The following is a 12088-nucleotide window of genomic DNA, read 5'->3' as shown; positions in this document are numbered from 1 at the left end:
GCGTTTATGTTCATTCGCTGTCCACAAGATAATACTTGCGTATACGCGTTGAAAAAATCTCATACAGCAGTTTTGCGGCCGCGGCTGCTCCTATAACTGAAATGGCGGCGATAAAAAATTTAACACCCTTGCTCATATAATAACCTCCGGCTGATCGTTTGCTTAAAGCTAATACCGCCCAAAACCTGTGCGGCGCTTTATATATAGTATACATCATTTTATCAGTAAATTCAAGTAGTTAAGAAAATTTTTTGACATACGTCCAAAAAAGCTGAAGGCTGTTTCAAAAATTTTGATTTGCAAAAATAAGAAATGTATGCTATAATAATTTCCGACCAGAAATTTTTACTTATATCTTCATGTCGTTAAAACGGATCGCTTTGCGTTTGCTTTTAGGTATCCGCAAACATTTACATATTATGAGGTAATATTGCTATGTCCGAAGCCACACCAAAACAGAGCAGCTATAAAAAGCTCTTTTCAAATACTATTATATTCGCGATAGGCTCTTTCAGTTCCAAGATACTGGTGCTTCTGCTGGTAAAGGTCTATACCACCTACCTGTCTCCGCAGGAAATGGGCGTCAACGACGTTATCACCCAGATAGCGAACTGGCTTCAGCCTATCGTAACAATGACTATAAGCGAAGCGGTAATACGCTTCGGGCTTGATAAAGCCTATGATAAGAAAAAGGTCTTTACGCTGGGAAATATCGTCTGCCTCTTCGGTCTGGCTGTTCTGGCGGTTATTCTTCCGATAGTAACCGTTTCCGGAATAGCCGACAAATACCTCAGCGGATATTCCTTTCTGCTCTACGTCTACATATTCATGTCCAGCCTGAAGCTTGTCTACTCCACCTTTGTCCGTTCAATTGAAAAGGTCAAGCTTTTTGCCGTCAACGGAATACTGACGACCCTCTTTACTCTTTTCGGCACGATTCTCTTTATATGCGGATTTAAAATGGGTAATACGGGTTATCTGCTGTCCATTATAGTATCCGACTTTATATCTATTATTTTTCTGACCTTTGCGGCGAAGCTCTGGCGTTATATTGACTTTAAAAAGCCGGACCGCGAGCTTCTTCATACCATGCTGAGATATTCCGTCCCGCTCATTCCCGCCCAGCTGCTTTGGCTTATAACCAACAGCTCCGATTCGTTTATGACCACGCATTATCTCGGCTCCGAGGCAAACGGCATACTTTCCGCTTCCTACAAAATACCCAATCTTGTAGCTACGGTTTACCTGATGTTCGGACAAGCGTGGAATATGTCCGCCATCATGGAAAACGACTCCGACGACCGCAACGAATTTTACGACAATGTGTTTAAGCTCAACCAGTGCCTGCTCTATATAATGGCGGCAGGCTGTCTGCTTATAGTTCAGCCGCTTACCGGCATATGGCTAGGCGACGCGTTTCAGGATTCGGTGAAATATTCTCCGATACTTATTTATTCCTCGGTATTTTCATGCTTTACCACCTTTATGGGGTCTATTTATCTGGCTTCAAAGCAAACTAAGCGTTCGCTTGTTACAAGCCTTTTTTCCGGAATAATAAACGTCGCCCTGAATATTGTGCTTATCCCGAGAATAGGCCTTTACGGACCGGCTATCTCAACCGTCGCCAGCTACGTTACAGTTTTTATTATAAGAGCATACGATTCCAGAAAGCTTGTGCCGTTTGATCTTCACATCGGAAAGATCATTGTTAATAATATTCTGCTGATAGCAATGGTTCTGATCAACGTGTTCCAGTTTATTTACGGCTACAAGACCCTTTCGCTGATAGCGCTTCCGATCCTTTTCCTGATCGTTTTTCTCCTTAACTTCCGAACCTTATGGAAAGCCGCCGAAAGACTGCTGCCGGCAGGAATAGCGAAAAAGCTCCATCGCCTCGGCGCGAAGCGTATAACCGTCTTATGTATTGCTTTATGCGTTTTCGCAGCGATTGTATATCTGACAAACGGCATTATCTTATATCCTATTGCCGCCGCCGCGGTAATCGCCGGGCTGCTGATAAACAGAAAATCAGCGGTTTACGCGGGAATATCGCTTGTATTTCTGACAAGCTGGGGAATCTTCGGCATTGAAACGGCAGTAGCGGCCGCTTCGCTGTGCCTGCTTGTTCCGCTTGTAATATACCGCAGAAATACCGAGCTTATCGTCTGCACCGCTGCCGCAGATATTCTTCTGTTTATAATCGGAGGAATCTATCTTGCCGTTTTCTGTCTTATGATAGAGCTTCTCGCGGCAATCGTTATTTTCAGAAAACAGCTTTATCACGCGCTGGAAAAAATAATGTTTAAATAACGCCTAACGCGTCAAACAGCCATGCTGTTGATATAAATGCGGTATAAAGTCCCTGCCGAATTTTAAGCAAGGGACTGCGCGCCATCAAAAACTATACGGAGGAAATAAAAATGGCAGAACTGAAATTTGAAATCACAAAACATCTGGGAATACTTTCCGAAAACGCAAGGGGCTGGACCAAGGAGTTCAATATGGTCAGCTGGAACGACAGAGAGCCGAAATACGACCTCAGGGAATGGAGCCCCGACCACACAAGAATGGGAAAGGGTATCACGCTTACCGAGGAGGACATAGCTACTCTGAAAGCTATCCTTAACGGCGAGGAGATAGAGGACGATATAAACGAGGACGATATCCTCTGAATAGCGCCGATTTATTCTTTAATTCGGAGTAAAGCCCGCTGTAAGCTTGGCTTTTCATCGGCTGCGACGAAGCAACCGCACCAAACGCCGTCTTTTGACAGCGAAGAGCTTCTGGCTCCTCAGTCTTTCAGCAGGGGATTAATTTCCCTGCTGAAACCCTGAACGGAACCCGCCGCCTAAAAGAGGCGAACGCATTCTAAAGAAGGCGGAGGACATTGGCGCTAGGTTATATTAACCGTTTGTAAAGATTCTTTAAAATGTTAATTGATAATTGAATGTTAATACTTCGTTCAATATAGTCTGTTATAATTTACAAGAATAATATTGTGAGATCGACGTTTCTCAAATCCATATAAACGGAGGAGTATCACCTAATGGAGCAGCACGGAATAAGCAAGCTGGATTTAAAAAGAAGAAACCGAATGCAGGTTCTGAAAATCCTCAAGCAGAGAGGTCCTACTTCAAGGATCGACATTGCAGGAACCTTGGAGCTTACCAGAGCCGCGGTTACGATCATTACAAACGAAATGATCGAGCAGGGAATTATACAGGAGATCGGCGAATATAAGCACATTACGGAAAAGGCTCCGAGGGGAAGAAAAAAAATACTTATTGATATCAATCATCACTATAAATTCGCTCTCGGAGTAACCGTTGAAGAGGATATCGTAAGCGTCGGACTTTCCACTCTGGCAGGTGCGGTGCTTGACAAGCGCAATATGACTATAAACCCCTTGACAGAGCGCCAGACCATTTACGATTATATCGAACGCTCGATAAGAGAGGTGCTGGGGGATAACTGTCTTGACAAAAACTCGATCCTCGGAATAGGCTTCGGAATTTACCCGACCATGTTCACGCGTCTGGACATCGACGTCAAGGACGGCGTTCCTGATTATTCCAAAGTAAGAGCGCTGGTATCGTCCTATACCGAGCTTCCTCTGGTGTTTGACAATTCCGTTAAGGGAACCGCTATGGCTAATATAGATTTTCAGAAAACCAAAGACCCTAACCGCCAGAATATAGCCTTCCTCCAGTACGGAAACAATATGAACTTTGTAGTTACAAACCTGAACGATCCCATAATTTCCTACGACAACCGTACAAATTTTGTCGATAAGATGATAATAAATCCGACTTCCGCGGAAAAATGCAGCTGCGGCAGACGAGGATGCGCTGAAAACGAACTGACTCCAAAGGCAAATCTCCGTAAGCTGAATCTTATCTTTTCCAGCGAAAACACTCCCTTCCTTTATCAGGCGGCAAAAGGAAACCCGCAGGCAATAACCGCGGATATGGTTTACGCGGCTTATGAGAAGGGCGAAAAGCCGGTCGTGGAGATTATCGACAATTCTTTGAAGCTTACGGCTGTTCTGCTGAACAACCTGTATTTTTCGACAAATCCTCAGAAGCTGGTGCTGCACCACTTCAAATTCGGCCCCAGCGAAGCTGACTTTTTCGCCAAGCTGAAAGAGTATGTCGCCTCGATAGGAGGAACCGTCGTATCCAGCAAGATAGAGCCTTCGATCATCGAGGACAAGCACCGTTTCCTTGCCGGCTGCGCGTTGGCTATAAGAGAGCTTTTCTTTAACAAGGGCGGCTTTGACAAATAACAATTACTTTAATAAAAGGCTTCCGCAATGCATAAACTGCGGAAGCCTTCTTTAATTATTTCCGTCTGCCTTCTATTCTCTCGGCTATAAAATCCTTTACGCTTTCGGGAGCTATATCAAGCACTGCCGCAAATTCCTGATAAACCGTGTGCTCGGCGGCTTTCATAGCGTTTTCCTCCGCGGCTGTAAGATGACCTCCCCTGCTCAGTCTGTCCTCCCGTTTCAGATACAGTGATTTTATAAGAGAAATGATTTTTTCGCAGTCGTCGCTTTTCAGAACAGAGCTGAAAATAAGCTTGTTTTCGTTTCTGTCTCCGCATTCACACGGCGCAATATCCGGAATCGAATCTATAAGGGCATAAATCTCCTCTTTCGTCATAAGCCTCCGAAGTCTTTTATCCGCCGTATCGCACGGAACGTAATATATTGATTTGTCTGAATCCTCCGGCTCCAGCACGATATAATCCCGCTGAGTCTTTCCGTCAAAGCAGCGCCTGACTATTTCCTTGAACCGGCATAATCCCGCCGCATGATACATTACATATTCATTCGGTAAAAGCTCCATTTCAGCCTCGTCCTTTCCTGCTTAAGCAATGCCTGTCCGCGCCTGCGGCCGGACATTTTATCTGTACGCTCCGCCGCGCGGCATATTAATTCCATATTTATATTGTAACATATTTTAATATTTTTTGTAATAGGCTTTTTGCACAAAACGCAGACTTGCTGAATGCACATATTTACCATGAAATTCGCTTTGAGCCGTATACGCCTCACAAAAAAACAAATCCCGCAGACAAAAGCCGTCTGACTTTGTCCGCGGGATTTCATCTGAAACTACTTTTCAGTATTGAATTCCTTGTTTCTGTTCTCGATAAGCTTTTTGGTTTTTCTGGCGTGCATTTTCATAACTATCCTCTCGCACAGATCCACCAGTTTTTTTCTTAAAGGCATAAATACGTAGAAAAATTCTCCCGCATAGGTCACGACCTCTCCGTTAAAGCCCTTTTTGAACTTGTATACGCCGTAGTTGGGATGGGTTTCGTCCTTATAAAAAGGTATTCCCTGAAAATCATATATGAAATTATTGTTCTCAATCGCCCAGTTTATCATCGTCCACTGCATAAGATAGTTGGGATAGGTATTTCTGTGCTGATTGGAGGACGCGCCGTAAACATAGCAGGTCTTTCCGGCATACTGAGTAGTTACCGCTCCGGAAACGGGAATCTCCTTGCCGCTTTCCTCGTCCTTCAGATAGCACATAAACAGCCGGCAGTGCTCCTCGCCCAGTCCGTCAAGCATTTTTGCAAAATACTCCTTAGAGCGTATCGAAAAGCCGTCGCGTATGCCCGTCGCCTGCATCATAGGATAAAAATCGTCGAGAGCTTCCTTACCGCACGCTCTGCATACGACTCCCTTTCTCGAAGCCTTTCTTATCCTGTTTCTCCAGTCCGATTTGAAGGTAGCCATAACCTCGTCTGGAGTTCTGCCTTCAATATTTCTCAGCATATAGTTGTTTCTCGCCTGAATGGTGGAAAGCTCGGGAGCGTCGTAAATGTGAGTAAAGCCCATGCTTACTATCATTTCCGAAAGCTCCCTGTCCTGCTCCTCAAAGCAGGGATCCCACATAAACTGATAGCTCTTATACTTCTTTGCAAGAACCTTTATCCCCTCAAAAAGATCCTGCATGATCTCCTTATTGCTCCAATCGCACACAGGACCGTGAGGAGCGTAAAGAAACGTACAGCCGAAAATAGGTATCTTCTTGATTATGACCAGACAGGTTCCCTGAATTTTTCCGTCCCCGTCCCTTGAAATCACAGCGTCCCAGCCCCATGTGTCCTTTACCTTGGGCCAGCGCAGCGACTGCATAAAATTTCCGTACCTGCTGTTTTTGGCAAAATCCTCATATTCCTCAAGCAAGGCCTTGTCGTTCTTATTTATTATTTCCATGCTTTTGCAGATCCTCTCATAATGTAATAATCCTCAGACTTTTATTCTATAGCCTCAGGCTTCAAAAATCAATAGCTTTATTTTTCAGCTTTACCGGCTTAATTCTGCTTTTTTACAACTGCGTATTCGTCGCCGCTGCGGTAATAAGGACAGTTAAAATCAGAACAGCTTAAAAACTTCTGCATTTCGTCCTCATCAAGGTCGATATCGCATACATAACAGCCGTATTCGTCGTCATAGCCGTAATTTGCGCAGGTTTCACAGCATGAGCCCGACGCGCCCATAACAATCATTCCTCTCCTCCGCCGCGCTTTCGCTAGCAGCCGCACAAACCGCTCCGGCGCTTACAGTCCCGCCGGGGCAGCCCTTCGCTTTTGTTTTTATTCCCCCGCCGGTAAGCAGGTAGCTTCGGTATACCATATTCTTTAGCTCAGCCTCCGAAACGTCGCTTTCAAGATAAACCGAATTCCAGTGAGTCTTGTTCATATGGTAAGCCGGAACGACCCCCTTGTACGCCCTCCTGAGCATATCAGCCTCCATGGGCTCGCATTTCAGGTTTACAAAGTATTCCTTACCCGGCTTCATTATAACGGCAAACCATTTCCGGCTTTTTTGATGTCTGGCAACGACCGTTTCAAAATCCCCTTCAAACGGCATATCCGTTGCCGCTCCCGCCAGCGAACCGCAGTATTCTGTAAGCTCTGCCTTAGTCATAATCCCTCCGTCATCTTTTTGCCAGCCGTATTATGCCGAGTATGCCCAGTATTATCATTGCCGCGGCGGAAACAACCATGCACACCCATCCGGAGGTCTGAGAGCCGACAAACTCAGTCATCGTCTGATCTCCCACCAGCTTCCGCGCCGCGGAATCCATTTTCAGCCCCGACAGCAGCAGGACCGCCATAAATCTGAAATTTATAAGACACAAAAGCGCACTCAGCAGCGAAACAACGCCCTGAAACAGCACGGTAAAATTCCCCTCCCGCTTATAGCAGAGAAAGGCCAGCGCCGCGTGGACGATGCAGCTTGCGGTAAAAACCGCAAATCCGGCGGTTATGACCGACGCCTTGACGGGGCTTTCGTCCTTGACGAGAGAAGGCATAAGCGCTATGACCGCCGCCGCAAAGGCAAATGCGCATATCATTGAAACAACCGCGGCAACGCGGCTTTTCTTATCTCCCTTTTGAAGTACGTCTTTTTTTATCTGCTTCGGCATAAACGCTTCTCCTTAAATTCAATCAAAATTATATAATAACCGGAAACAATACTATAATAACATATTTTTCAGCAAAAATCAATATCAGCCTGAAAATTAAACGCCTTTTCCGGCTGAACCGCAATATGACCGGCGTGCGCCGGCTGCAAGGGCGGCAGGATAAAGCAGGAGCTTATTTATATCTCCGTCCTGATCCTCCGCCCGACGGTCATAGAGCTTTCTGTAACCTCGGTATCGTACGCTAATATCTCCACGCCTTCTCTTTCAGCTTTTTTCAGCGCCTCGGCGAATTCGGGATGGGTTTTCCTATTTGGTCTGAAGCAGTCTGCCCCGCTCATCTGAACAAGAAACAGGATACAGGCTCTGTAGCCCTCGGAAAGAGCCGAAATAAGCTCGTTTATATGCTTCACTCCTCTTTCGGTGGGCGCGTCGGGAAAAAGAGCGGTATTGTTCTCTTCCAGAGTCACTCCCTTTACCTCCAGAAGTATCTTTTCTCCCGAAGCCTCTATGTAAAAATCAATGCGCGAGGACTTATAGGAATATTCCGGCTTTATAAGCGTTACCCCGCTGAAAAGCGCCGGTATCGCCTCAAGCACAGCCCTGTTCGGCGCCTGACTGTCCATATTTATCAGACGATCCCCCTTATATACGGCAACAAGGTCATATCTGGTCTTTCTCGCCGGATTCGGACTTTTCTCGCAGACAACAGCGCTGCCCTTCAAAAGCAGCTCTTTGCACCTGCCGGTGTTTTTCACATGGCAGATCTCCTTCTCGCCGTCTATTTCAACCTCCGCGATAAATCTGTTAGGGCGGCTTATAAATCTGCCCTTCCTTATATCAGTGTAGTTCAAGGTATGACTTCCCTTCATGCTTTTTATTTATTGTAGCATAAAATACCCGATATTACAACGCCGCGGAAAAGGTATATTCCGGCAGTACGCGCCGAGCGGCGTTCCTCACAAACAAGACTCCGGTACAATATTTACAAAGTATCTATTGACATTTCACAAAAACGTGGTGTATAATGTCTTATATGCAATATGCTAAAGGCTGTGACGGAAACGTGATCCGAAGGATTTTTCAAAGAGAGCAGATGTAAGGTGTAAGTTCTGCGTCAAATCACGGGTCAGTATCATTCCCGAGCCTGCCGCTGAAAGACCTTGTCCGTAGGACGGCACGGAGTCCCGCCGTTATAGGGGTAATGAGCGGCGCGCCGTTTTGCGGAGCGCAAGCAGAGTGGTAACACGGAGAATTATCTTCGCCTCTGTCAGCCTTTGGCTGCGGGGCGGAGTTTTTTTATTATAATTTTAAGAGGGATGGTTGCAATGCTGACACTCGACAAGATCTATCACGCGAGACACGTTTTAAAGCAGGTCATAAGAGAAACCGAGGTTATTAAGGCGCCTAAAATAAATCCTAAGGCGAATGTTTATCTGAAAACCGAAAACCTTCAGATAACCGGTTCTTTTAAAGTAAGAGGAGCGTATTATAAAATTTCCCAGCTTTCCGACGAGGAAAAGGCTCACGGCGTTATTGCCTGTTCGGCGGGAAATCACGCTCAGGGCGTGGCGCTTGCCGCTACCAAAAACGGCATAAAGTCCATTATATGCCTGCCGGACGGCGCGCCTATTTCCAAGGTGGAGGCTACCAAGGGCTACGGCGCCGAGGTCTGTCTTGTCGAGGGCGTTTATGACGACGCTTACAACAGAGCCATACAGCTGAGAGATGAAAAAGGCTATACCTTTATTCACCCCTTTGACGACGAAAACGTAATAGCCGGTCAGGGAACCATCGGTCTTGAGCTTATCGATCAGCTTCCCGAGCTGGACGCCGTAGTCGTTCCCGTAGGCGGCGGCGGACTGATTTCCGGCGTTGCCTTCGCGCTGAAGTCTTTAAAGCCGGACATAAAAATATACGGCGTTCAGGCAAGCGGAGCTCCCTCAATGGTCGAATCCCTTGCCGAAAACAAAATAAAGTGTCTTGATTCCGTAGCTACTATCGCCGACGGTATCAAGGTCAAGGAGCCGGGAGAGCATACGTTTGAGTTCTGCAAGAAATACGTTGACGAGATAGTCACCGTTACCGACGACGAGGTTTCCTCCGCTATCCTTGCTCTTATCGAGCAGCACAAGCTTATAGCGGAGGGCGCGGGAGCCGTATCGGTAGCGGCGGTCATGTTCGACAAGATCCCCGTGGAAGGGAAAAACGTGGTTTGTCTTGTTTCGGGAGGAAATATCGACGTAACTATCCTGTCGAGAGTGATAAAGAGAGGTCTGCTCAAATCGGGAAGAAGCGATACCCTTACTATCCAGCTGGAGGATAAGCCCGGACAGCTCAAGGGCGTTTCAGAGATACTTGCAAATCTGGGAGGAAACGTCGTTTCGATACATCACGAAAGGGCAAGCGAGGACAGCGATATCACCGACTGCCTGCTCAGGATCGTGCTTGAAACAAGAAACTTCGAGCATATAGCAACTATAAGACAGGCGCTTACGGAAGCAGGCTTTAATATAGTAAATAAATAACGGAGGCAAGCATGGAAAACCTAACCTTTAAAATGCTCAAAACAAAAGTAGCCGAAAATAACAGCGAAGAAAAATCCGAAGGCTATACAATAGTCGTAAACGGTCAGCTCAAGCAGTTGTTCGACCGCATGATCAAGCTTGACGGAGAAAAATATCCGAATTACGCTCAGATCATCGCAAGGTGTCTTACTAACGGAATAAACTCTGTCGTAAACGATCTGAACAAATGATTCCGCAGACTTTGCGGCAGGCTGAAAAAACAATAAAGGAGTAGATATCAATGTCTGAAAAAGTTTATACCAAAAACGCGCCGGACGCGATCGGTCCGTATTCACAGGCTGTTAAAGCCGGAAATCTTGTTTTTACCTCGGGTCAGATAGCGATTAATCCCGCGACGGGAAACGTGGAAGCTAAAACCATTGAGGAGCAGACTCATCAGGTATGCAGAAATCTTGCCGCCGTTCTGGAGGCTGCCGGAACCTCTTTTGACAAAGCGGTAAAAACCGTATGCTTTTTAAAGAATATGTCCGATTTCGCCGCTTTCAACAGCGTTTACGGCGAGTATTTCACCTCCAAGCCGGCGCGCTCCTGCGTTGCGGCAAAAGAACTGCCGAAGGACGTTCTGGTGGAAGTAGAGGTCATCGCCGAGCTTTGATCGGAGCCTTTCGTTTTTAAAATCAGTGCAGGGCGGCAGCTTGCCGCCCGTTTTTTACGGTCGGGGTGAGGTTAAGCTTGATTAACGGAAATTATATAAAGAACAAGGCTGAGTCCGCAGGCAAATTTGTATCCGCCTTTGTCAAATGGGTGCTTATTTCCACAGCGGTCGGCGCCGCCGGCGGAATTGCGGGCTCGCTTTTCCATATGGCGGTAAACAAAGCGACGGAAATAAGAGAAAGCGCGCCGTGGCTTGTCTGTTTTCTGCCGCTGGGCGGTATTGTCATAGTGTTTCTCTACAAAGCCGCGAAAACCAGCGGAGACGCCGGAACAAACCTTATTATAGGCTCTATCAGGACTCATACCCACGTCCCTGTGCTTATGGCTCCGCTTATATTTATCTCAACCTGCATTACCCATCTTCTCGGCGGCTCCGCGGGACGCGAGGGAGCGGCGCTGCAGCTCGGCGGCTCCATAGGCGCCAAGGCAGGGGAGCTTCTGCACCTTGACGAAAAGGATACGGGGCTTGTTATCATGTGCGGGATGAGCAGCGTATTTTCCGCGCTTTTTGGCACCCCGCTGACCGCCTGCTTTTTTGCCATGGAGGTAATAAGCGTAGGCGTGATCTATTATGTGGGACTCGTCCCCTGTCTTGGCTCAGCCCTGGTTGCATATAAGGTCTCGCTTTTGTTCAGAGTTGAGCCTACCCGTTTCAGCATTTCGGAATACGTTCCGTCGCTTGATTTTACCTCTGTTGCGCAGGTAGGAGCGCTTTCGGCGCTCTGCGCGGCGGTAAGCATACTGTTCTGCATGACGATGAAATATACTCACGACAATCTGAACTCGCTTTTTTCAAACGCGTATATCAAAGCCCTCGCAGGCGGAATATTTATAGCGGCGCTGACTTTTATTCTCGGCACGTATGACTATAACGGCGCGGGAATGGGAGTGATCGCCGGCGCGCTGGAGCAGGGCAGCGCCGATTGGTACGATTTTATCTTCAAGATCATATTCACAGCCGTTACCATAGGCGCGGGCTTCAAGGGCGGAGAAATAGTCCCTACGATTTTTATAGGCTCCTCCTTCGGCTGCGCCGCCGCCCCTCTGCTCGGAATGGAGCCGCGGTTCGGCGCCGCTGTCGGGGTGGTCGCCCTTTTCTGCGGAGTAGTAAACTGTCCGGCGGCGGCTATTTTCCTCAGCCTTGAAATGTTCGGCTCTGAAGGGCTTCTCCTGTTCGCGGCGGCAAGCGGCGTAAGCTATATGCTCTCCGGCTATTACGGGCTTTATTCCAGTCAGAAGATCGTCTATTCAAAGGTGAAGCCTGAATATATAAACGTCAACGCCAAATAGAAGCTGCGCTTACGGATTTTTCAGTGCGTGCGTCAGCAGTTTAAAATCTGTGAAAAAAATACGAAAAGCTATTTACAAAAAACATTTTCAGTGGTATAATATAATAGT

At 46.9% G+C, this 12088-nt stretch carries 14 protein-coding genes; 7 read left to right on the top strand and 7 right to left on the bottom strand.

Translation table 11 applies throughout. The features are described from left to right. Positions 1-10: 10 nt before the first annotated feature. Positions 11-136, bottom strand: coding sequence for a hypothetical protein (locus EIH25_RS12680; protein WP_279254437.1), 126 nt, complete (start codon positions 134-136; stop codon positions 11-13). 299 nt (positions 137-435) lie between these two features. Here EIH25_RS12680 and EIH25_RS09285 point away from each other — a divergent pair, with 299 nt between their 5' ends. From EIH25_RS09285 to EIH25_RS09275, 3 genes are all read left to right on the top strand, one after another. Beyond that, positions 436-2310 carry a polysaccharide biosynthesis C-terminal domain-containing protein gene (locus EIH25_RS09285; protein WP_124100792.1) on the top strand — a complete coding sequence of 625 codons (1875 nt, stop codon included), beginning with the start codon at positions 436-438 and terminating at the stop codon, positions 2308-2310. A gap of 110 nt (positions 2311-2420) precedes the next feature. After that, positions 2421-2672 carry a YdbC family protein gene (locus EIH25_RS09280; protein ID WP_124100791.1) on the top strand — a complete coding sequence of 84 codons (252 nt, stop codon included), beginning with the start codon at positions 2421-2423 and terminating at the stop codon, positions 2670-2672. Between the two features lie 374 nt (positions 2673-3046). Then, complete coding sequence (locus EIH25_RS09275) at positions 3047-4285, top strand: ROK family protein (RefSeq protein ID WP_124100790.1); 1239 nt, start codon at positions 3047-3049, stop codon at positions 4283-4285. Positions 4286-4340: 55 nt separating this feature from the next. On the opposite strand, the gene EIH25_RS09270 is transcribed toward EIH25_RS09275, so the two are convergent. The 6 genes from EIH25_RS09270 to sfsA all read right to left on the bottom strand — a co-directional run bounded on the left by EIH25_RS09270 (position 4341) and on the right by sfsA (position 8302). After that, positions 4341-4850, bottom strand: coding sequence for a CarD family transcriptional regulator (locus EIH25_RS09270; protein WP_124100789.1), 510 nt, complete (start codon positions 4848-4850; stop codon positions 4341-4343). Positions 4851-5119: 269 nt separating this feature from the next. Then, positions 5120-6235 (bottom strand): peptidoglycan bridge formation glycyltransferase FemA/FemB family protein, encoded by a 1116-nt coding sequence (locus EIH25_RS09265; RefSeq protein ID WP_124100788.1) that lies wholly within the window; start codon positions 6233-6235, stop codon positions 5120-5122. A gap of 98 nt (positions 6236-6333) precedes the next feature. After that, on the bottom strand, positions 6334-6528 hold the full coding sequence (locus tag EIH25_RS09260) for a DUF6472 family protein (RefSeq protein ID WP_347561942.1): 195 nt from the start codon (positions 6526-6528) through the stop codon (positions 6334-6336). After that, positions 6494-6949 carry an MmcQ/YjbR family DNA-binding protein gene (locus EIH25_RS09255; RefSeq protein WP_124100787.1) on the bottom strand — a complete coding sequence of 152 codons (456 nt, stop codon included), beginning with the start codon at positions 6947-6949 and terminating at the stop codon, positions 6494-6496. The genes EIH25_RS09260 and EIH25_RS09255 overlap by 35 nt, the downstream gene beginning before the upstream one ends. A 10-nt stretch (positions 6950-6959) precedes the next feature. Further along, entirely contained in the window at positions 6960-7451 is a 492-nt protein-coding gene (locus EIH25_RS09250; RefSeq protein ID WP_124100786.1) for a hypothetical protein, read from the bottom strand. 176 nt (positions 7452-7627) lie between these two features. Further along, positions 7628-8302 (bottom strand): DNA/RNA nuclease SfsA, encoded by a 675-nt coding sequence (sfsA, locus tag EIH25_RS09245; protein ID WP_124100785.1) that lies wholly within the window; start codon positions 8300-8302, stop codon positions 7628-7630. A 474-nt stretch (positions 8303-8776) separates the two neighbouring features. Here sfsA and ilvA point away from each other — a divergent pair, with 474 nt between their 5' ends. The 4 genes from ilvA to EIH25_RS09225 all read left to right on the top strand — a co-directional run bounded on the left by ilvA (position 8777) and on the right by EIH25_RS09225 (position 11980). After that, entirely contained in the window at positions 8777-9976 is a 1200-nt protein-coding gene (gene ilvA / locus EIH25_RS09240) for a threonine ammonia-lyase (RefSeq protein WP_124100784.1), read from the top strand. An 11-nt stretch (positions 9977-9987) separates the two neighbouring features. Continuing rightward, positions 9988-10206, top strand: coding sequence for a hypothetical protein (locus tag EIH25_RS09235; RefSeq protein ID WP_124100783.1), 219 nt, complete (start codon positions 9988-9990; stop codon positions 10204-10206). 50 nt (positions 10207-10256) lie between these two features. Further along, positions 10257-10631 carry a RidA family protein gene (locus EIH25_RS09230; RefSeq protein WP_124100782.1) on the top strand — a complete coding sequence of 125 codons (375 nt, stop codon included), beginning with the start codon at positions 10257-10259 and terminating at the stop codon, positions 10629-10631. Between the two features lie 77 nt (positions 10632-10708). Then, positions 10709-11980: a chloride channel protein gene (locus EIH25_RS09225; protein ID WP_243113137.1), complete on the top strand. Its 1272-nt coding sequence runs from the start codon at positions 10709-10711 to the stop codon at positions 11978-11980. Positions 11981-12088: the final 108 nt, after the last annotated feature.

It is taken from the genome of Ruminococcus sp. Marseille-P6503, from assembly GCF_900604945.1.
Classification (GTDB): domain Bacteria; phylum Bacillota; class Clostridia; order Oscillospirales; family Ruminococcaceae; genus FB2012.
This window is presented reverse-complemented; position numbering and strand designations above follow the sequence as displayed.

Excerpts from the sequence above, each read along its gene's own strand:
- EIH25_RS09255 (WP_124100787.1), bottom strand. The coding sequence starts at position 6,949 with ATGACTAAGGCAGAGCTTACAGAATACTGCGGTTCGCTGGCGGGAGCG.
- EIH25_RS09275 (WP_124100790.1), top strand. The coding sequence starts at position 3,047 with ATGGAGCAGCACGGAATAAGCAAGCTGGATTTAAAAAGAAGAAACCGA.
- EIH25_RS09265 (WP_124100788.1), bottom strand. The coding sequence starts at position 6,235 with ATGGAAATAATAAATAAGAACGACAAGGCCTTGCTTGAGGAATATGAG.
- ilvA (WP_124100784.1), top strand. The coding sequence starts at position 8,777 with ATGCTGACACTCGACAAGATCTATCACGCGAGACACGTTTTAAAGCAG.
- EIH25_RS09270 (WP_124100789.1), bottom strand. The coding sequence starts at position 4,850 with ATGGAGCTTTTACCGAATGAATATGTAATGTATCATGCGGCGGGATTA.
- EIH25_RS09285 (WP_124100792.1), top strand. The coding sequence starts at position 436 with ATGTCCGAAGCCACACCAAAACAGAGCAGCTATAAAAAGCTCTTTTCA.
- EIH25_RS09260 (WP_347561942.1), bottom strand. The coding sequence starts at position 6,528 with ATGATTGTTATGGGCGCGTCGGGCTCATGCTGTGAAACCTGCGCAAAT.
- EIH25_RS09230 (WP_124100782.1), top strand. The coding sequence starts at position 10,257 with ATGTCTGAAAAAGTTTATACCAAAAACGCGCCGGACGCGATCGGTCCG.
- EIH25_RS09250 (WP_124100786.1), bottom strand. The coding sequence starts at position 7,451 with ATGCCGAAGCAGATAAAAAAAGACGTACTTCAAAAGGGAGATAAGAAA.
- EIH25_RS12680 (WP_279254437.1), bottom strand. The coding sequence starts at position 136 with ATGAGCAAGGGTGTTAAATTTTTTATCGCCGCCATTTCAGTTATAGGA.
- EIH25_RS09280 (WP_124100791.1), top strand. The coding sequence starts at position 2,421 with ATGGCAGAACTGAAATTTGAAATCACAAAACATCTGGGAATACTTTCC.
- EIH25_RS09235 (WP_124100783.1), top strand. The coding sequence starts at position 9,988 with ATGGAAAACCTAACCTTTAAAATGCTCAAAACAAAAGTAGCCGAAAAT.